This is a genomic window from Haloechinothrix salitolerans (assembly GCF_042662605.1).
Classification (GTDB): Bacteria; Actinomycetota; Actinomycetes; order Mycobacteriales; family Pseudonocardiaceae; genus Haloechinothrix_A; species Haloechinothrix_A salitolerans.
The window spans coordinates 3,274,240-3,293,003 of record NZ_JBHSXX010000001.1 but is presented as its reverse complement, the minus strand read 5'-3'; the positions used below and the strand labels follow the sequence as shown (position 1 = coordinate 3,293,003).

At 68.0% G+C, this 18,764-nt stretch carries 16 protein-coding genes; 7 read left to right on the top strand and 9 right to left on the bottom strand.

Annotated elements, in window-relative coordinates; translation table 11 throughout:
- Nucleotide 1 precedes the first annotated feature (1 nt).
- The gene (locus ACFQGD_RS15645; RefSeq protein WP_390183607.1) at nucleotides 2–1,648 is read right to left on the bottom strand and encodes a choice-of-anchor B family protein; all 1,647 of its coding nucleotides are present in this window, start codon (nucleotides 1,646–1,648) and stop codon (nucleotides 2–4) included.
- Nucleotides 1,649–1,945: 297 nt separating this feature from the next.
- Nucleotides 1,946–3,103 (bottom strand): MFS transporter, encoded by a 1,158-nt coding sequence (locus ACFQGD_RS15640; protein ID WP_345392731.1) that lies wholly within the window; start codon nucleotides 3,101–3,103, stop codon nucleotides 1,946–1,948.
- A gap of 196 nt (nucleotides 3,104–3,299) precedes the next feature.
- Between ACFQGD_RS15640 and ACFQGD_RS15635 the strand changes: the two genes are divergently transcribed.
- The 5 genes from ACFQGD_RS15635 (at nucleotide 3,300) to ACFQGD_RS15615 (ending at nucleotide 10,788) form a co-directional block, all read left to right on the top strand.
- Nucleotides 3,300–6,947, top strand: coding sequence for a nitrate reductase subunit alpha (locus ACFQGD_RS15635; protein ID WP_345392505.1), 3,648 nt, complete (start codon nucleotides 3,300–3,302; stop codon nucleotides 6,945–6,947).
- Between the two features lie 139 nt (nucleotides 6,948–7,086).
- Nucleotides 7,087–8,631: a nitrate reductase subunit beta gene (gene narH / locus ACFQGD_RS15630; protein ID WP_345392508.1), complete on the top strand. Its 1,545-nt coding sequence runs from the start codon at nucleotides 7,087–7,089 to the stop codon at nucleotides 8,629–8,631.
- A complete protein-coding gene (gene narJ, locus ACFQGD_RS15625) occupies nucleotides 8,628–9,272 on the top strand; it encodes a nitrate reductase molybdenum cofactor assembly chaperone (RefSeq protein WP_345392511.1) in 645 nt (214 codons plus the stop codon). The genes narH and narJ overlap by 4 nt, the downstream gene beginning before the upstream one ends.
- The gene (narI, locus tag ACFQGD_RS15620) at nucleotides 9,269–10,057 is read left to right on the top strand and encodes a respiratory nitrate reductase subunit gamma (protein WP_345392514.1); all 789 of its coding nucleotides are present in this window, start codon (nucleotides 9,269–9,271) and stop codon (nucleotides 10,055–10,057) included. Before narJ ends, narI begins: the two co-directional genes overlap by 4 nt.
- Nucleotides 10,054–10,788: a hypothetical protein gene (locus ACFQGD_RS15615; RefSeq protein WP_345392517.1), complete on the top strand. Its 735-nt coding sequence runs from the start codon at nucleotides 10,054–10,056 to the stop codon at nucleotides 10,786–10,788. Before narI ends, ACFQGD_RS15615 begins: the two co-directional genes overlap by 4 nt.
- A 22-nt stretch (nucleotides 10,789–10,810) precedes the next feature.
- Here the strand turns inward: ACFQGD_RS15615 and ACFQGD_RS15610 are convergent, their stop codons facing one another.
- Nucleotides 10,811–11,995, bottom strand: a complete 1,185-nt coding sequence (locus ACFQGD_RS15610; protein WP_345392519.1) for a lipid-transfer protein — start codon at nucleotides 11,993–11,995, stop codon at nucleotides 10,811–10,813.
- A gap of 657 nt (nucleotides 11,996–12,652) precedes the next feature.
- Between ACFQGD_RS15610 and ACFQGD_RS15605 the strand changes: the two genes are divergently transcribed.
- Nucleotides 12,653–12,952 carry a hypothetical protein gene (locus tag ACFQGD_RS15605; protein WP_345392522.1) on the top strand — a complete coding sequence of 100 codons (300 nt, stop codon included), beginning with the start codon at nucleotides 12,653–12,655 and terminating at the stop codon, nucleotides 12,950–12,952.
- Between the two features lie 2 nt (nucleotides 12,953–12,954).
- Here the strand turns inward: ACFQGD_RS15605 and ligD are convergent, their stop codons facing one another.
- The 4 genes from ligD to ACFQGD_RS15585 all read right to left on the bottom strand — a co-directional run bounded on the left by ligD (nucleotide 12,955) and on the right by ACFQGD_RS15585 (nucleotide 16,844).
- Nucleotides 12,955–13,959: a non-homologous end-joining DNA ligase gene (gene ligD, locus ACFQGD_RS15600; RefSeq protein ID WP_345392525.1), complete on the bottom strand. Its 1,005-nt coding sequence runs from the start codon at nucleotides 13,957–13,959 to the stop codon at nucleotides 12,955–12,957.
- Nucleotides 13,960–13,969: 10 nt separating this feature from the next.
- A complete protein-coding gene (locus tag ACFQGD_RS15595; protein ID WP_345392528.1) occupies nucleotides 13,970–15,046 on the bottom strand; it encodes an ATP-dependent DNA ligase in 1,077 nt (358 codons plus the stop codon).
- 66 nt (nucleotides 15,047–15,112) lie between these two features.
- A complete protein-coding gene (locus ACFQGD_RS15590) occupies nucleotides 15,113–15,859 on the bottom strand; it encodes an SDR family NAD(P)-dependent oxidoreductase (protein WP_345392531.1) in 747 nt (248 codons plus the stop codon).
- A gap of 16 nt (nucleotides 15,860–15,875) precedes the next feature.
- Entirely contained in the window at nucleotides 15,876–16,844 is a 969-nt protein-coding gene (locus tag ACFQGD_RS15585) for an Acg family FMN-binding oxidoreductase (protein ID WP_345392534.1), read from the bottom strand.
- A 263-nt stretch (nucleotides 16,845–17,107) separates the two neighbouring features.
- On the opposite strand from ACFQGD_RS15585, the gene ACFQGD_RS15580 reads away from it, so the two are divergent.
- A complete protein-coding gene (locus ACFQGD_RS15580) occupies nucleotides 17,108–17,539 on the top strand; it encodes a pyridoxamine 5'-phosphate oxidase family protein (RefSeq protein WP_345392537.1) in 432 nt (143 codons plus the stop codon).
- Between the two features lie 5 nt (nucleotides 17,540–17,544).
- Here the strand turns inward: ACFQGD_RS15580 and ACFQGD_RS15575 are convergent, their stop codons facing one another.
- Complete coding sequence (locus ACFQGD_RS15575; RefSeq protein ID WP_345392540.1) at nucleotides 17,545–18,465, bottom strand: universal stress protein; 921 nt, start codon at nucleotides 18,463–18,465, stop codon at nucleotides 17,545–17,547.
- A gap of 96 nt (nucleotides 18,466–18,561) precedes the next feature.
- Nucleotides 18,562–18,762 carry a hypothetical protein gene (locus tag ACFQGD_RS15570; protein WP_345392543.1) on the bottom strand — a complete coding sequence of 67 codons (201 nt, stop codon included), beginning with the start codon at nucleotides 18,760–18,762 and terminating at the stop codon, nucleotides 18,562–18,564.
- Between the last annotated feature and the right edge of the window lie 2 nt (nucleotides 18,763–18,764).

The window sequence follows — 18,764 nt, the reverse complement described above, 5'->3', positions numbered from 1 at the left end:
ATCAGAACCGCAGCGACCAGCTCGTCAGCTCACCGGGCTTCCCGCCGTTGCGGGTGTCGGTGATCCGCAGTTGCCACGTCCCGGACGCCGGTGACGCTGAGGCGTCCACCGTGTAGGACGGTTGCGGGGCCTCCCCGTCAGCCTTGAGCGGGTACACCCCGCCATCCGGGGCGATCAGGTCGATGACGAGCGCGCTCGGCGTACGGTGGGTGATCTCCGGTGCGACCTCGAGGTTGGTCGGCGCGCTGCCGTCGATGCCGCTGACCTCGACCGCGCTGGTCACCGTGCTGCCCGCCTTGATGCGCACCGACTCGGTGCTGCTGAACTCGGTCGAGGCACCCCCGGTGAGGTCTGGTTTGACGACGACGAGGCCTTGTTCGATACCGCTGATGATCACGGTCCCGCTGTCGAAGTACGGGTACACGCTCCAGGCGCCGTTGAACTCGGCGGCGTTGCCGCTGGGGTAGATGTCGAAGTACGCGACCTCCGACAACGTGCCGCCGCCGACCTGCGTGACGTCGAGGATGCGCAGCCCGGCCTGGTAGTTGGCCTGGTAGACGTAGTCACCCTTGACGTACTGGTTGTGGTCGATCGCGGTCACCGACGACTTGTGCGTACCCACGTGCTCCGGATTGTCCAGATCAGACACATCGAAGATGTAAGTCTTCGTCTTCTTGTCCAACACATTGTTGGACTCGTCGAGTTCGTCGTCGAGGACGAAGTAGCGCTGGTCCTCGGTGAACCAGCCCTGGTGGGTGTAGGCCGCGCCGCTGTAACCGGTGCGAGACACCCGAACCGGGTTGGCCTTGTCGGTCACGTCCTCGATCGTGAGCGTGTCCTCATTGGAGTTCATACAGATCTCACGGCCCGCGTAGTCAGCATCCGGACCGGCGTAGTTCACGCACTGCGCGTCGTGGGTGTAGCCGTCGCCACCCACGCACCCGGCCGCGACCGGCGACTTCGGCGTCGAGATGTCAACGATGTGCGGACCAGCGTTGCACGTGTCGGACCCGACCGCGTACGCGTAGCCGCTGTCGGTGTTGATCACGATGTTGTGCGCCGGACCGAAGTCATCGTAATGCGCGTCCTCGGTGAACGTCTGCGGCGACGACACACCCCGCAGCCGCGTCAGGTCGAACACCTGCATCCCGTGCCCACTAATGGCATCGGCCACCACGAACGCGTGGTTCTTGTAGACCTTCACATCGCGCCAGGAACTGCTGGTGCCGTTGTGCGACGGCAAATTGCCGAGGTAGACCGGCGAGGTCGGGGTGGTGACGTCGACGAACGCGGTGCCGTTCGTGCGCCCCATGATCGCGTATTCCTTACCGGTACTGGCATCGGTCCAGCCCCAAATATCGCTACCATTACCGCCGCCGATGTCCGACAGCGGCAACACGCTCTGCAAATCCACATTTTGGCACGGATAGTCACCGGCCATGCCGTTCTCACACGGCACCTCGGCACCGGTGATCGCGGCCATCCGCTCCGCGGGCTCATGGTCGGCCATGAACGCCGCGATCGCGGCGGCCCCTTCCTCGGTTTCCGGGTCATGCGCTTGCGCGGCGGGCGCACCCACCACCAGCGTCGCCGCCAGCGCGGCTGCCGCGCCCATGAGTATTCGGCTGGCCCGTCGCGTGGTGCGCATACCGCGCTCCTCTCCCTTTCTGGCCGACAACCTCCGGCCAGAGTAGAGAGAAGAACCGACGCCGAGAACCGACGAAGGTCGCTACCGCACCCGCCATTTCTCCCGCTGTGACGGCACATTCACCGGAACGGAGCGCCGCCCGACGTTAGTCGTCGTCTCAATGGCGGTAGCGGATTGGCGGCGATTACGGTAATCGGCCGCATCCCTGGACGCCCAGCACTCCCAACGGCCGTCAGCGCTCACACTTTCGAGCGGACCGCACCTCGCCCCGCACGGCAGGGGCCGTGAGCAGGCCTACTACGCGGCGCTGCTGATCCAGTCACGCTTGATCATGCGGACGGTGATCGCGGCAGCGGTGGTCGCCCCGGCCAGCAGCAACAGACTCACCGCGTACGTCCCGATCATCTCGTAGTTCGCGCCCATCAACAGCGGCGGCACGAACCCACCGAGACCGCCCGCGGCGCCGACGAACCCGGTCACCGCGCCCACCCGGTGTGCCGGAGTGAGCAGGGCTATGAGGGCGAACGTCGCACCGGTCGCCGCTCCCAGTGCCGTGGCCATGGACAGGAATGCGATCGTCCCAAGCGGCATCAGCTCTGGTGCGAACGACTGTGCGACGGCGCCACCGGCCACCACCAGCAGCGACGCGCTGAGCACCCGCTCCGGTCCGAACCGGTCCGATAGCCAGCCACCGAGCGGCCGGGCCACGACCGCGAGCAACACGAAGCCCGCCATCCGGTTGGCGGCGTCGATCCGCGCCAGCTCGTAGCCGGTGCGCAGGTACGTCGGCAGGTACACCGAGAACGCCACGTAGCCGCCGAACGCGAGCGCGTACAGCATCGAGGCGTACCAGGTGATCGGCAGCCGAACGACAACGGCCATCCGACGCAGCAACGACTCCGACGCTCCCGCGGCGGCGGGAGCGTCGCGGAACCACAGCGCCGCGACGACGGCGAACGCGGCGAGCGCGATCGCGGTGAGGATGAACGGCACTGGCACGCCACCGGCGTTGACCAACGGCACCGTGGTGAGCGCACTTATCGCCGTGCCACCCATGCCCGCGCCGAAGATTCCGATCGCCAGGCCACGCTTCTCCGGCGGGAACCACTTGTTGACCACCGGGACGCCGATGGCGAATGCGGTACCGCCGATGCCGAGGAAGAAGCCGCCGACCAGCAACGCGGCCAGCGAGCTGTGTCCCGCGATGCCGACGTAGAGGACCGGCACCAGCGTCGCGACCGAGACGACCGGGAACATCACCCTGCCGCCGAACCGGTCGGTCAGCGCGCCGACGGGAATGCGGCCGACCGAGCCGACCAGCACCGGCACAGCCACGATCAAGGACTGCTGGAACGCCGACAGTCCGAGGTCCTCGGCGAACATCGGCCCCAGCGGGCTGAGCAGCGCCCACGCCCAGAAATTCAGGGCGAAACCCGACGTCGCCATCGCGAGCATGATCCAGGGGGTTCTTCCGATACCGGGCGTCACGCGCGCCGGTTCGTGGGCCGTAGCAGTCACGACATCGACGTTGCCGACCTCGTGGCGCGGCCGAGTAGACACCACGGTCCCGAGTTCACGCATCGAAAGGCCCATCCGATCGGGGGCCTTCGTCTCTGCCGGGCAAACCCCATTCAGCAGCACGCTCGTCACCATGCCGGATGACGCACAAACCCCGCGGCGGTACTTCCGCCGTGCCGACGTGTCCGCCGATGGACACACCCTGCACCAGATCGACTCGTCACAGTGGGAGCACTTCTACCGCGACCGCTGGTCACACGACAAGGTCGTGCGCTCGACGCACGGGGTGAACTGCACTGGGTCGTGTTCGTGGCAGGTGTTCGTCAAGGACGGCCTGATCACCTGGGAGCACCAAGCCACCGACTACCCCTCGGTCGGCCCCGACTCCCCCGAGTACGAGCCGCGCGGCTGCCCAAGAGGTGCGTCGTTCTCCTGGTACACATACTCGCCGTCACGGGTCCGCTACCCGTATGTGCGCGGCGTGCTGCTGGAGATGTGGCGCGAAGCCAAGCAACGTCTCGGCGACCCGGTGGCCGCGTGGCAGGAGATCACCGGCGACCCCGAGCGCGCCCGGACGTACAAGCGGGCGCGCGGCAAGGGCGGTTTCGTGCGCGCGAGCTGGGAGGAAGCCACCGAGATCATCGCCGCGGCGCACGTGGCTACCACCAAGAACTACGGCCCGGACCGGGTTGTCGGCTTCACCCCGATCCCCGCGATGTCGATGGCGTCGTTCGCGGCAGGCACGCGGTATCACTCGCTGATCGGCGGCACGCTGTTGTCGTTCTACGACTGGTACGCCGACCTGCCGATCGCCTCGCCGCAGGTGTGGGGCGACCAGACCGACGTCCCGGAGTCAGCTGACTGGTGGAACTCCAGCTACCTGGTCATGTGGGGCTCCAACATCCCGGTCACCCGCACCCCGGACGCGCACTTCATGACCGAGGCCCGCTACAAGGGCACCAAAGTGGTCGCGGTCAGCCCGGACTACGCCGACAACGTCAAGTTCGCCGACGACTGGCTCGCACCGCACCCCGGCACGGACGGCGCACTGGCCATGGCGATGGGTCACGTCGTGCTCACCGAGTTCTTCCGCGACCGGCAGGTGCCGTACTTCGACAACTACGTGCGCCGCTACACCGACCTGCCGTTCCTGGTGACGCTGACCGAGCGGGGTGGCGGCTACCAGGCGGACAAGTTCCTCACCGCCGCCGACCTCGGTCACGACGACGAGCACGCGGCGTTCAAGACCGTGCTGTTCGACGACACCACCGGCGAGCCGGTCGTGCCGAACGGCTCGCTGGGCCACCGCTGGTCGGAGTCCGGCAAGGGCACCTGGAACCTCGACCTCGGCGAGACCGACCCCGCGCTGACCCTGTACTCCTGGGCCGACGAGCACGTCGCCGTCGAGCTGCCCCGCTTCGATGAGGGCGCCACCGAGGGCGGGGCCACGCTGCGGCGCGGCGTTCCGGCGCTGCGCATCGGCGACGAGCTGGTGACAACGGTGTTCGACCTGCTCATGGCGCAGTACGGCGTCGTCCGCGAGGAACTGCCCGGCGACTGGCCGACGTCCTACGACGACGCGAGCCAGCCCTACACCCCGGCGTGGGCGGAGGAGATCACGTCGGTGCCCGCCGCGACCACCGCGCGGATCGCCCGCGAGTTCGCCCGTAACGCCGAGCGTTCCGAGGGCCGGTCGATGATCGCGATGGGCGCGGGCACCAACCACTGGTTCCACTCCGACACGATCTACCGCGCGTTCCTGTCGCTGGTGATGCTGACCGGCTGCCAGGGTCGCAACGGCGGCGGCTGGGCGCACTACGTCGGCCAAGAGAAGGCCCGGCCAATCACCGGCATGCAGCACCTGGCGTTCGGGTTCGACTGGCAGCGCCCGACCCGGCACATGGCGGGCACCGCGTTCTGGTACCTCGCCACCGACCAGTGGCGCTACGAGGGCTTCCGCGCCGACGAGCTGACCAGCCCGCTCGGGCGGGGCACGCTGCGCGGCAAGTCGTTCGCCGACTGTAACGCCCAGGCCGCGCGCCTAGGTTGGCTGCCGTCGCACCCGACGTTCAACCGCAACCCCCTGGACGTCACCAACGACGCACAGGCGGCGGGCCACAGCGTGGCCGAGCACATCGTCGCGCAGCTCAAGTCCGGTGAGCTAGGTTTCGCCGCCGACGACCCGGACGACCCGGCGAACTTCCCCCGCGCGTTGACGGTGTGGCGGGCTAACCTGCTCGGCTCGTCCGGCAAGGGCAACGAATACTTCCTGCGCCACCTGCTCGGCACCGACGCCGCGGTGCGCTCAGAGGAAACCCCGCCCGAGGGCAGGCCGGTCGACGTCACGTGGCGCGACAACGCGCCCGAAGGCAAACTCGACCTGCTCACGTCGATCGACTTCCGCATGACGTCGACGGGCCTGTTCGCTGACATCGTGCTGCCCGCCGCGACCTGGTACGAGAAGCACGATCTGTCCACTACGGACATGCACCCCTACGTGCATGCCTTCAACCCGGCGATCGCGCCGCCGTGGCAGGCCCGCTCGGACTATGACGCGTTCCTCGGCATCGCGGACGCCTTCTCGACCTTGGCCGCCGACCATCTGGGCACCCGCACCGACGTGCTCGCCGTTCCGCTGCCCCATGACACTCCGGACGAGCTGGCCCTGCCGGGCGGCCGGGTGCGCGACTGGAGGCACGGCGAGTGCGATCCGGTGCCGGGCAAGACCATGCCGAAGCTGGTGACGATCAAGCGGGACTACGCCGCGATCGGCGCGAAGATGCGCGCGATCGGCCCACTCCTGGACACGCTCGGCACGACGACCAAGGGCATCACCTACGACGTCGGTCCCGAGCTGGCGTACCTGCGCAGCCAGAACGGCGTGCGGGACGCGGGTGAACACACGCGCAGGCCATCGCTCGCGAACGCGGAGCACATGTGCGAGGCGATCCTCGCACTGTCAGCAACCACCAACGGACGGCTCGCCGCGCAGGGTTTTCGCACGCTGGAGCAGCGCACCGGCACGAAGCTGGCCGACCTCGCCGACGAGAACGAGGGCAAACGGATCACCTTCGAGGACACCAAGAAGGGTCCGCAGCCGGTGATCACCTCGCCGGAGTGGTCGGGCAGTGAGACCGGTGGCAGGCGCTACTCGGCGTTCGTCATCAACGTCGAGCGCGACAAACCGTGGCACACGCTCACCGGGCGGCAGCAGTTCTTCGTCGACCACGACTGGATCACCGAACTCGGCGAGCAACTGCCGGTGTACCGGCCGCCGCTGCACATGGGACGGCACTTCGGAGGCCAGGAGATCGGCGGCCAGGCCGAGGTCACCGTGCGGTACCTGACGCCGCACTCGAAGTGGTCCATCCACTCCGAGTACCAGGACAACGCGCACATGCTGGCGCTGTCGCGGGGCGGGCCGGACATCTGGCTGTCCGAACAGGACGCCGCGAAGATCGGCGTCGCCGACAACGACTGGATCGAGGCGTACAACCGCAACGGCGTCGTCGCGGCGCGCGCGGTCGTCTCACACCGGATGCCCGAGGGCACCGTCTACATGTACCACGCGAAGGACCGCAACGTGAACGTGCCACTCGCCGAGCTGTCCGGCAAACGCGGCGGGGTACACAACTCGCTGACCCGCCTGCTGCTCAAGCCGACGCACCTGATCGGCGGCTACGGACAGTTCACCTACGCCTTCAACTACTACGGCCCGACCGGGAATCAACGTGACGAGATGACGGTGATCCGTCGCAGGAACCAAGAGGTGACGTACTGATGCGCGGTTGGGAGCTTTGCCAACCGGCCGAGGCGGGCCGCCCGAGCTCGCGAGGGTGGCTCTCCGAGGCCGGTACCGCCGCACCATGCGAGCGCGAGGCGACGTCCGAAACGGCAAAGGTCACAGAGCTGGAGATGTTATGCGAGTGATGGCACAGGTCGCGATGGTGATGAACCTCGATAAATGCATCGGGTGTCACACCTGTTCGGTGACATGCAAGCAGACCTGGACCAACCGGGACGGCACCGAGTACGTCTGGTTCAACAACGTCGAGACGAAGCCGGGCATCGGCTACCCGAAGTACCACGAGGACCAGCAGCGCTGGCGCGGCGGGTGGGTACTCGACCGGCGCGGCAAGCTAAAGCTGCGCTCCGGCGGCAAAGTGAAGCGGCTGCTGAGTCTGTTCGCCAACCCGAACCTGCCGTCGATCGACGACTACTACGAGCCGATCACCTACGACTACGACACGCTGCTGACCGCCCCAGCTGGCCCGCACACGCCGGTGATCCGGCCAAAGTCGGCGCTGACCGGCAACGACACGTCGATTACCTGGGGCGCCAACTGGGAGGACGACCTGGGCGGCGCACCCGAGCACGCGCCAGGCGACCCGAACATCGCCGCCATGCCGCCCCAGGCGGCGGAAAAGGTGCGGTTCTCGTTCGAGCAGACGTTCATGTTCCACTTGCCGCGCATCTGCGAGCACTGCCTTAATCCGGCGTGCGTCTCCGCGTGCCCGTCCGGCGCGATGTTCAAACGCGAAGAGGACGGCATCGTGCTGGTCGACCAGGACCGGTGCCGGGGCTGGCGCATGTGTGTGTCCGCGTGCCCGTATAAGAAGGTCTACCTCAACCACACCACGGGCAAAGCCGAGAAGTGCACGTTCTGCTTCCCACGCATCGAGAACGGTCAGCCCACCGTGTGTGCGGAGACCTGCGTCGGCAGGCTGCGCTACATCGGCCTCGTCCTCTACGACGCTGACAAAGTCACCGCCGCCGCCAGCGTGCCCAACGAGCAGGACCTCCTCGACGCGCAGCGGGACGCTTTCCTCGACCCGCACGACCCCGAGGTGATCGCCGCGGCCCGTGACGAGGGCATCCCGGACGACTGGGTTGAGGCGGCGCAACGCTCCCCCGTCTACGCGCTCGCGGTGAAGCACCGGGTGGCGCTGCCCCTGCACCCGGAGTACCGGACCATGCCGATGGTCTGGTACGTGCCGCCGCTGTCGCCGGTGCTGGACGCCGTCACCGACGCCAACGGCGACAACACCGACCCGGACCAGGTGTTCCACGCGATCACCGACCTGCGTATCCCGATGGAGTACCTGGCAAGCCTGTTCAGCGCGGGCGACGCCGACGTCGTCGCCGGGGTCCTGATGAAGCTCTCCGCGATGCGCGGGTACATGCGCGCCCGCACACTCGACGGGACCGTCGCCGACAACCTGCTCGCCGCGACCGGCATGTCCGCCGACGACATGGAGTCGCTGTACCGGCTGCTGGCGATCGCCCGCTACGAGGAGCGCTACGTCATCCCGGCCGCGCACCGCGAAGACGCCGCCGACCTGGCGATGCTCGATACCGGATGCAGCCTCGACGTCCCCGGCGGCCCCGGCATGGGCGGCGAGCCCGGCGGCCCCGCCGTCAGCCTCGGAATGCCCACCCCGCGTGGCAAGGAGCGGACCCGATGAGCACCTGGCCCGACGACCCGCGCGCCCGCGCGCTGCTGGTGATCTCCGAAACGTTGCGCTACCCCGACGAGCACCTGCTCGCCCGCCGCGATCTGCTCACCGACGTCGCGGCGTCGCTGCCCACGTCTTCGGCCGGTACACGGAAGCCGCTGCTGCGGTTCCTCGGCTGGTTCCGTAACGCCGAGCCGTTCGCGCTGGCGCGGCACTACGTCGAGATGTTCGACCTGCGACGCAAGAGCAGCCTGTACCTGACGTACTACCTGCACGGCGACACCCGCCGCAGGGGCATGGCGCTGCTGACGTTGAAGCAGACGTACCGCGCGACCGGGCTGGTCCCGCCGGAGGACGAGCTACCGGACTACCTGCCGCTCGTGTGCGAGTTCGCCGCCACGGCTCGGCGCGGCGAGACACCGCTGCGGCAGCACCGGGCGGGGATTGAGCTGATCCGCACGGCGCTGTGCGACTCAGGCTCGCCGTACGCCGACGTCCTCGACGCCCTGGCCGCGCTGCTGCCCACGCTGTCGACGTCCGAGTACGGCCGCGTCGCCGACCTCGCCGCGGACGGACCACCCACCGAACAGGTCGGGCTGGCGCCGTTCGCCCCACCGGAATACCTAGCGGGAATGGAGATACGGGCATGACCACCGATGTCGCACTCTGGGTCGTGTTGCCCTACATCGCGCTGACGGTGTTCGTGGTCGGCCACGTCTGGCGCTGGCGCGCGGACCAATTCGGCTGGACGACTCGCACGACGCAGCTGCTGGAGAACCGCTGGCTGCGGCTCGGTTCGCCGCTGTTCCACCTGGGGATGTTCGCGGTGATCGCGGGACACGTGGTCGGGCTGCTGGTGCCGACGTCGTGGACCGAGGCGTTGGGCGTATCCGATGACGTCTACCACGTCGTCGCGGTCGGCGCGGGCACGATCGCCGGGGTGATGCTCATGGCTGGTCTCGCGCTCTTGCTGGCCCGCCGGTTCGTCAACGGCCGAGTGCGGCGCACCACCACCCGCATGGACAAGGCGATGTACGCGGTGCTGATCGTGGTGATTCTGCTGGGCATGGGCGAGACCGTGCTGGTCAACCTGCTCGGCGGCGGCTACGACTACCGCGAGACCGTCGCGGTCTGGTTCCGCGGCATCTTCTACTTCCAGCCGGACGCTTCACTGATGGCGGGCGCGCCGCTGGTGTATCAGGCGCACGCGGCGGCGGCGTGGGTGTTCATCGGCATGTGGCCGTTCACCCGGCTGGTGCACGTGTGGTCCGCGCCGATCGCCTACCTGTGGCGGCCGTACGTCGTGTATCGCAAGCGCGCCAGCACCTCCCATACGCACGCCGCCGTGCGGCGCGCGGGCCGGATCGAGCCGCGCCTGCGCACCCGTCCGCGGTCGCCAGACCGGCGCGCGACAAAGGAGAGGCAGCCGTCATGACCAAAGCCACGCCACCCACGACGCAGCCGGACGCCATACCCCGGCCGCGTGCCGACAGTCCCCCAGCCACCCCGGCACCCGAGCCGCCACCCGCGCTACCGGTGCCGCCGGGGCAGCTCATCGACGAGTTCACCCCGACGGTCGACGTCGGGCTGATGGAACACCTCGTCGTCAACGCACCGCCCGACGTGACGTACGAGAAGGTCGGCGAGCTGCGGTTCACTGACATCCGCACGCCGCTGGTGCGGGCGATGCTGGTCGCCCGCGGTCTACCCAGGCTGGTGCGATGGGTGCGGCGCGGCGGAGTGCGGGGCTGGCGACATCACCACGCCGTACCCATCGAGTTCACGCTGGACGACCTTGTGATGGGCACGACGTGGGTACTGCTCGGCGAGCATCCCGGCAGCGAGATCGTGCTCGGTGTGGCGGGCCGGTTCTGGACGCCGATCATCCGCTGGCAGGACGTCGCGGCGGACGGTTTCGCCGACTACGAACGGCCCGGCAGCGGTACCATCGCCGCGTCGTTCTCGGTGCACCCGTACGGCGCGGGCAAGACGTTGCTCACCCACGAGGTTCGGGTGCGGCTCACCGATCCGTTCAGCCGCCGGGTCTGCGGTTGGTACTGGTTCGTCGTGCGGCCGTTCGCACACCTGCTCGCGCGCGGGATGCTGCACGCCATCCGCCGCGAAGCTGAACGCGAGGCCGGCCGCGCGGGGCGGACGGGAAACTGATCCCACCACCCCGCTCGCGGCTTCAGGCGACTTTCTCGTACAGCGTCACGACCACGGAACTGCCACCGCCGACATTGTGCTGAAGCGCCAGGTTCGCACCCTCGACCTGACGCGGGCCCGCTTCACCGCGCAACTGCCACGTCAGTTCCGCGCACTGCGCCATGCCCGTCGCGCCGAGCGGATGGCCCTTGGACAGCAGCCCGCCGGATGGGTTGGTGACGACGCGACCACCATAGGTGTTGTCGCCATCAGCGATGAACTTCTCGGCCGTACCTTCCGGCGTCAGGCCAAGCACCTCGTAGGTGAGCAGCTCATTCGGCGTGAAGCAGTCGTGCAGTTCCACGACGGGAATGTCCTCCGGGCCAATACCGGACTGCTCATAGACCTGGCGGGCGGCCTCGCCAACGATGCCGGTCCACGCCCAGCCCTGGCGATCACGTTCCTCGGCCTCTGGGGTATCCGTGGTCATCGCCTGCGCCCGGATGTGCACGTCGGCACGAAGCCCGTGTTTCCTGGCGAAGTCCTTGCCGCAGATCACCGCCGCGGCTGCGCCGCAGGTGGGTGGGGCACATTGCAGCTTGGTCAACATGCCGCAGATCGTCGGCGAGCTCAGGACGTCGTCGATCGTGATCGGGTCGCGGAACACGGCGTACGGGTTGTTCGCCGCGTGCTTGCGGGCCTTCACCGAGATGGCGGCGAACGTCTCGGGCGTGGCGCCGTACTTTTCCATGTAGGCATCCGCGGCGATGGCGAACCACCGTGGCGCGGGTGGCGCCGACGCGTAGTCGCCGCGCTCCACGCCCACGATCTCGTTGAGCCTGCTCAACGGATTCGGTCGATCGGTCCACACCGCGTCCAACGCCCCAGGACGCATCGTCTCGAAGCCAAACGCCAGCACGCAGTCCGCCGCGCCGCTTTCCACGGCCTGGCGTGCCAGCCAGAGCGCGGTCGAGCCAGTGGAGCAGTTGTTGTTCACGTTAATCACCGGGACACCGGTCATCCCCACCCGATACGCGGCGAGCTGGCCGCTGGTCGAGTCGCCGAACACGTACCCGGCGTAGACCTGCTGAACCGTGCCGTAGTCGACCCCAGCGTCGGCGAGTGCGGCCTTGATCGCGCCCTCCGCCATCACGTCGTAGGGATCCGCCTTCTTCGGCGTCGCGAACGGCACCATCCCGACACCGGCAACGTAGGCCCCACCGCCCATAACACTCGCTCCTTTGATCACGACCCACCGACAGGGAAACCGCGCCAGTTCCGAAGCATCCGGACCGGCATATCTCACGTGGCTTGTTCCACCGGAATAGCTCAAGGCTCGCCGCAAGAAAAGGTGACATTACCGCACGGCCGAACAAGTATCCTGCGACTGAGAGTAGACCTACGGAAACCAACGAGCAATGCATATTGGTCGATTAAATTCGCGGAGATGAATTGGTGAGAGCGTGCGATTATTCCTAGCGACGAATCCGAATTCTCACCTGAAATTCGGGACCATTACCGCCGCCTCCGACAAACGGGTGAACCGGGTCAATACCGGTTGGGGCGTCTTCCGCAAAATCCAATACAACCGCATCGCTCGCGATACGATCGTATCGGATTTCCGAAGAGCAACCACAGCGCGGGCCCGCGATGAGGCCGCTGCCGATAGCGAGCGGGACGTCTAACCCCGGAGCGCGGGGACACCCGGCACCGCCTTGTGCGGACGTCTGGTGGTTTACCGGTGCCCGATCCGGGACATCCGGTCGGAGGCCGGGACATAGGCCCCATGGCAGGGGGCACAGCGGCCCTGGCCCCGACGACATTCGACCGCTGACACCACCTCCCGGTAGGAGCAGGATGGTGTCAGGACGCAGGGAGGTCCACCATGATCACGCAGCGCGGTCCGCTCACCACCTCGGTGACCAACGAACCAACCGCCGAGGAACGATCCCACGCCGTGCGGGTCGTCGCGTCGTACGCGCGGGACGCAACCGAACTCATCGACCTGCTCGACATGCTCGGACTCGCCGCGAGCGAAGCCCACGAGCCGGGCAGCGCGCCCGACCAGGTCGAGCGACGCGAGCAGGCGGCGGCCCGCGGCCGGCGCGGTCGCCCGCTACTGGTGAGCGAACTGACGGAGATGTTCGCCGGAGCGGACGTCGAAGCACGAGCCGGCGTGCGGTAGTCCTACTCTCGCTTCGCCCGGCTCGGCGCGACCCGAGGTGGTTCGTTCGGCATCTTCGGATACACCGGAGGCCACGGCGCGTCCATCAACCCGGCCGCCATGTCGCGTTCCGACTGCGCCAGCAGCGGCTCGATCGACTGCGGCCGGTCGTGATAGCCCTGCCATGGATCGCCGCGCTCAGCCACAAGGTCAGGCACCGTCGCGATCGTGAGCCCGCCGGGATCGAGGGTCTCCAACTCCTCCCAGGTGATAGGAGCCGACACCTGCGCGCCCACCCGTGGCCGCACGCACCACGCACCGAACACCGTCTTGTGCGGCGCGTTCTGGTTGAAGTCGACGAACACGCGCTGCCCGCGCTCCTCCTTCCACCACTGCGCGGTCATCTCCTCGGGGTACCGGCGCTCCAGCTCGCGCGCGAGCGCGACGGCGGCCGCCCGTACCTGGTAGCCGTCCCACCGCGGCTCAAGCGCCACATAGATGTGGAGGCCCCGAGATCCCGACGTCTTCAGCATCGCCTCGATGCCATACTCGGCGAGCAACTCTCGTGTCAGTAGGGCGCCACGCGTCAGCTCCGCGTATCCGACACCGGGCGACGGGTCGAGGTCGATGCGTAGTTCGTCGGCGATGTCGGGCGTCTCGGCGTGGAACGGCCAGACATGAAAGCCCAAGCACCCGAGATTCACCGCCCACAACACATGCGCCATATCGGCCGCGACAAGGGCGTCACTCGTAGTACCGTTCGGCGTGGCCACCACGGTCGTGCGCAGCCAGGACGGCGCCGACGACGGCACCCGTTTCTGGAACCAGGACTTGCCGCCCGCGCCCTGGGGGTAGCGCTCCATCAGCAATGGCCGGTTCCGCATCGTCGCCATGAGCGGCTCGGCGACCGCCTGGTAGTAGCGCACCAAGTCCAGCTTTGTCTCTCCGCGCCGCGAGAAGTACACCTTGTGCGGGTTCGAGATCGTCACCTCGGTGCCATCGACGTCCAGCGTGATCGCGTCGGCCATCCGCTCCCCCTCATGCCCGCTGTTCGGTGAAGATCTCGGCGAGCTCTGCCGGTGCGACCTCATCGAGCTGGCCGTAGGTGCAGGACTCCGGGGTGCGGTCGGACCGGAAGCGCACCAGCCTGCCGCCGTGCCGGAACCGCCCCGCCATGACGTGCTCGTAGCGCACCTCCGCGACGAGTTCCGGCCGCAACGGTTCCCAGGAAAGGTCCTTGCCCGCGCTCCATCGGCTCAGCCCGCCCGGCATCCGGCCCTCGGTATGCGCCTCGGCCTCGGCCCAACGACGCCACGGGTGCCCGTGCAGCGCGCGCTCTCTGAGTGGAGCCAGTTCGTCGACCAGTTCCCGTCGTCGCTTGGCGGTTAAGCTGCTGGCGACGCCGACGTGATGCAACGTTCCCGCGTCGTCGTAGAGGCCAAGCAACAGCGAGCCGACGCCCTCGCCGTCCTTGTGCCAGCGGAATCCGGCGACCACGCAGTCGGCGGTGCGCTCGTGCTTCACCTTGACCATGACGCGCTTGTCCTGCGCGTAGGTGACGTCGAGCGGCTTCGCCATCACGCCGTCGAACCCAGCACCCTCGAACCGGGTGAACCAGTCCTCCGCCACGTCCGGGTCCTCGGTGAGCGGAGTGAGGTGCACCCGGGACAACTCGGCGTCAAGGACGTCCGCGAGCAACGCGCGACGTTTGCGGAACGGCTCGTCGGTGAGATCGTCGTCGCCGAGCGCGAGCAGGTCGAATGCCACGAAGCTAGCCGGAGTCTCGACGGACAGTTTGCGGATGCGGGAGGCGGCCGGATGCACCCGGTTCCGCAGCGCGTCGAAGTCCAGCCCGTGCTCGGTGACAAGCACGATCTCGCCGTCGACGACGCAGCGCGGCGGCAGTGCCTCGGCGAGCAACTCGACCAGCTCAGGAAAGTACCTGGTCAGCGGCCGGTCATTACGGGAGCCGAGCTCGATCTCGTCGCCGTCACGGAACACCACGCAACGGAAGCCGTCCCACTTCGGCTCGTAGGCCAGCCCCTCGGTGCGCGGTACCTCGCGGACCGCCTTGGCCAGCATCGGCTTGACCGGCGGCATGACTGGTAGATCCACGAGGCACAGCGTATTCCCCGGCACCGACAGTTCGCGCGGTTTTCGCTCGCTCGGTTCAGCCTCGGCTCACCCTTCGCCCTCGGCGTCCGCGACGAACAGCGAACCGCAGGTCGCGCCGCCATCGATGATGAACTCCGCGCCGGTGGTGTAGGTCGCCTCGGTGGCGATGAAATACGCCATCCGCGCGACCTCGTCCGGGTCACCGAACCGGGGGATCGGCTGCGCCGCGGTCATGGTGTCGTCGAATCCGGCGGTCATCGGAGTGCGAATCGGACCAGGGTGGATCGAGCACACCCGTACGCCGTCCGGCGCCAGTTCCAGCGCGGCGGTCTTGGTCAGCCCGCGCAGTCCCCACTTGCTCGCGGTGTAGGCCCCGAGGTTGGCGTAGCCCATCAGCCCCGCAGTCGAGGAGATGTTGATGACCACGCCGCCCGCGCGCCGCAGCGACGACCCGAACACATGCATCCCGAGCCATGGCCCGACCAGGTTGATGTCGAGCACCCGCTGAAACGCCTTGGGCTCCTGCTCCTCGATCGTGCCGAACGCGACGATCCCGGCGTTGTTCACCAACACGTCTAGCGCACCGTGCCGTTCGATCTCGTCGCGCGCGGCGCGCCAATCATTCTCCTCGGTGACGTCGAGGTGCAGGTAACGCACCCGCTCGCCTAGCGCGGCGGCGAGGTCGGCACCCTCGTCGTCGAGCAGATCCGCGACGAAAACCTCCGCACCCTTGCCAGCGAAGAGCCGAGCGATGGCGGCACCGATGCCCCGCGAGCCGCCGGTGACCAGCACCCTCATGTTGTTTGTTGTCATGTCCCCTCCTGGGTCCCTAGTGGGTTGGCGCGTGCAGCCGTTCCCTGACGTCTCGCTGCCGTGCCTTGATGACCGCTTCCGGACGGCCGATGCGCAGCAGCACCTGCGGGTAACCCGCGAGGCCGAGCCGGTCGACCATGCCGGAGCGGACCTCGCTCAGGTGCAGTGCCTGGGTGAGCACCGCACCGGCGAGGCCGTCGGAGACCGCGGCGAGCCAGGCACGCTGCATCGCTTCCCCCGCGCGCACATGATCGACGGGAGTATCGGTGTCGCTGACGACGACGAACAGGGTTTCCTCGGCGAGCCGCCGAGCCAGCGTAGGTACGTCAGGCAGCCGGGTATCCGTGCTGACCAACCCCGCCCACGGCAGGGTGTCCCTCGGCCTGGCACCGCGGTGCCCATCTGAGCCGCCGATGTAGCGCGCATAGCGGCGGGTCCATGCGTCGAGTTCGCGTTGGTAGCCCTTGTCGGCACGCAGAACGTCCGCGGCGTAGCAGAGCAGGGTCGCCAACGCCCGGCACTCGTCTCGCTCGACCCGCCGTAGCCGCACGCCATCGCCCGCCGCGGCGCTGACGACGCCCACTATCTCGGCCTCGGTGACCGGATCCGGCAGGAACGGCTTGCGATAGCTCCGTCGGCGAAACATCGACCAGTAGCTGGCGAGCTCGGTTTCGGTGGCCGGTTGACGCGCGGTCGTCGTCAGCCGCGCGACGAGGTCGCCTCGGCGTTCCGGGTACAGCGTGACGTCGAACCGCCAGCCGAGCGAGCGGACAGCGAGCCGCAGGTTGGCCAGTGCGGCGCCGCAGGAGATCAGCCGATCCCGCCCGGTGGGGTCGTGGTGCGGTAGCGATCGTTCGACGTTCTCGTAGAGATCGGCCCGGTGCTCGCGCGTCTCGAGGATCCACGGCATCGTGTCGTGCACCGAGGGGGCGTTGCTGACGGCGCGCACCAGCACCCCGACTTCCGCGCGTGTCCATGCGCTCATGACCACAGCTCCTTCACCCGTCCGACCGGGTCCACACTCATCGGGACGTGCGCGGCGGTGCAGAGGCTTCCGGTGGCTGTATCGGGGCCGTTCGTCCCGAACCGGACGCCACGAACCGGACGACTCACCGAGCGGTGCTGTCATCGATTCCTGATCAGCAGGTGACTTTCTGCCCTAGCACGGCGCCGCGGTAGCTCAGGATGCTGGAGTCATCACGGGATGTCGCGATGTCGGCATTCCCCGGGACAACGACAGGAATCAGCATGCACAGTGACCCGAAGCGACTGCGCGAGCTGCCGCCCGCCACCGCGCTGCGCCTTCTCGGGTCCGTCCCTATCGGCAGGATCGTGTTCACCGCACACGCCTTACCCGCCATCCGGCCGGTCAACCATGTGCTCGTCGATGGCGATGTCGTACTGCGTTGTCACGCTGGTGCCGCGTTGCTCGGCGCCATTGGCCAGGTTGTCGCCTACGAGGCGGACGACATCGATCCCGAAACCCACGCGGGATGGAGCGTGATCGTCACCGGCAAGGCCGATGAGGTCACCGGCGCCGACGAGGTGGCTCACTACGAGCGCCTGCTGCGCCCGCACGTCGACCTGACGATGGAGCACGTCGTGCGCATCTCTCCGGAGATCATCACCGGTTTCGAACTGACCGACGTCACCCAGGACGCGAAAGACCTCATCGCCTGAGCCGCTCAGCCCACCGTCGAACGCACCATCGCGACCGGGCAGTGGGCGTGGTGCAAGACCGACTGACTGGTCGAGCCCAAACTGAGCCCGGCGAGGGCGCTCTTACCGCTGGTACCGACCACGATGAGTTGTGCCGCCCTCGCCTCGGAGAGCAGACACTTCGCTGGTTTACCCCTACGCACCCTGCTGTCCACATCGACATCCGGATAGCGCTCCCGCCAGCCGGCGAGCCGCTCGGCGAGTAGCCGGTGCTCGGCGTCGACGACGTCCTGTTCGGACAGCCGCATCGGGTAGTCGGGCCAACCGGTTTCGATGGTCGCCTCATTCCAGACATGCACCGCCATCAGATCGACGCCGCGCACAGCGGCGGCCTCGAATCCGAACCCGAGCGCGGCGTCGCTGAGCGGGCCGCGACCGACGCCGACGGCGACCGGCCCGCGCTCGGTATGGGCGTAGTCGTCACGATCACGCTCCTTGGCTGCCGGGGTGACGACGACGGGACACCGCGCCCCCGCCGCGACGGTCAACGCGACCGACCCGACGAGCAGGCTCGTGAACCCGCCGACGCCGCGTGAACCGATGACGATCAGTCGCGCCGAGTCGGACGCGTCGATCATCTCCTCGGCAGGGTGCCCCTCACGCTGCTCCGATCGGACAACAACGTCCGGCGTCACCTCGGCCACGAGATGCTCCGCCTCGGAGAGGTACTCCTTGCCGCAGTCCGCGAGCGCCTCCGCGACACCGCGTGGCAGCGCGACGCGGCCGTGCCTGATCGGCGGTGGGTGACAGACATGCACCAGGCGCAGTGGCGCGGCATGGCGTCTCGCCTCAAGAGCCGCCCAGTGCACCGCCCACAGCGAGGAATCCGACCCGTCGACGCCCGCCACGATGTCGTGGTGCGCCGCGGTGTCGCTCACGTTGGTCATGGCGTGCTCCCGTCAGCGCGATCGGCTGCTAGCGGTGTGTAGTGGATACCCTCACCCGGCGGAGGTCACACTCCGGCGACCGGCATACCGAGCCGCTCAGATGCCGAAGAGGTGCGGACGGAACCGCTGCCCGTATGGGTCGGTCAACGCCGACCGGAACGTTTCGCTCCAAGCCATCCCGGAGTCCCAGTCCGCGCCATCATCCTCGTGCTCCACGGTCTGGGCGTCAGCATCGGGCTGTCCCTGGCGCCAGTGCGGCACTGGCACTACGGCGGCGAGTGTCTCGGTCGTACTCATCA

Bases quoted from the DNA above. Each gene is read 5' to 3' on its own strand.
- narH (WP_345392508.1), top strand. From the start codon at position 7,087: ATGCGAGTGATGGCACAGGTCGCGATGGTGATGAACCTCGATAAATGC.
- ligD (WP_345392525.1), bottom strand. From the start codon at position 13,959: ATGGCCGACGCGATCACGCTGGACGTCGATGGCACCGAGGTGACGATC.
- ACFQGD_RS15645 (WP_390183607.1), bottom strand. From the start codon at position 1,648: ATGCGCACCACGCGACGGGCCAGCCGAATACTCATGGGCGCGGCAGCC.
- ACFQGD_RS15570 (WP_345392543.1), bottom strand. From the start codon at position 18,762: ATGAGTACGACCGAGACACTCGCCGCCGTAGTGCCAGTGCCGCACTGG.
- ACFQGD_RS15615 (WP_345392517.1), top strand. From the start codon at position 10,054: ATGACCAAAGCCACGCCACCCACGACGCAGCCGGACGCCATACCCCGG.
- narJ (WP_345392511.1), top strand. From the start codon at position 8,628: ATGAGCACCTGGCCCGACGACCCGCGCGCCCGCGCGCTGCTGGTGATC.
- ACFQGD_RS15590 (WP_345392531.1), bottom strand. From the start codon at position 15,859: ATGACAACAAACAACATGAGGGTGCTGGTCACCGGCGGCTCGCGGGGC.
- ACFQGD_RS15575 (WP_345392540.1), bottom strand. From the start codon at position 18,465: ATGACCAACGTGAGCGACACCGCGGCGCACCACGACATCGTGGCGGGC.
- ACFQGD_RS15610 (WP_345392519.1), bottom strand. From the start codon at position 11,995: ATGGGCGGTGGGGCCTACGTTGCCGGTGTCGGGATGGTGCCGTTCGCG.
- ACFQGD_RS15585 (WP_345392534.1), bottom strand. From the start codon at position 16,844: ATGAGCGCATGGACACGCGCGGAAGTCGGGGTGCTGGTGCGCGCCGTC.
- ACFQGD_RS15580 (WP_345392537.1), top strand. From the start codon at position 17,108: ATGCACAGTGACCCGAAGCGACTGCGCGAGCTGCCGCCCGCCACCGCG.
- ACFQGD_RS15635 (WP_345392505.1), top strand. From the start codon at position 3,300: ATGCCGGATGACGCACAAACCCCGCGGCGGTACTTCCGCCGTGCCGAC.
- ACFQGD_RS15640 (WP_345392731.1), bottom strand. From the start codon at position 3,103: ATGCTCGCGATGGCGACGTCGGGTTTCGCCCTGAATTTCTGGGCGTGG.
- narI (WP_345392514.1), top strand. From the start codon at position 9,269: ATGACCACCGATGTCGCACTCTGGGTCGTGTTGCCCTACATCGCGCTG.
- ACFQGD_RS15605 (WP_345392522.1), top strand. From the start codon at position 12,653: ATGATCACGCAGCGCGGTCCGCTCACCACCTCGGTGACCAACGAACCA.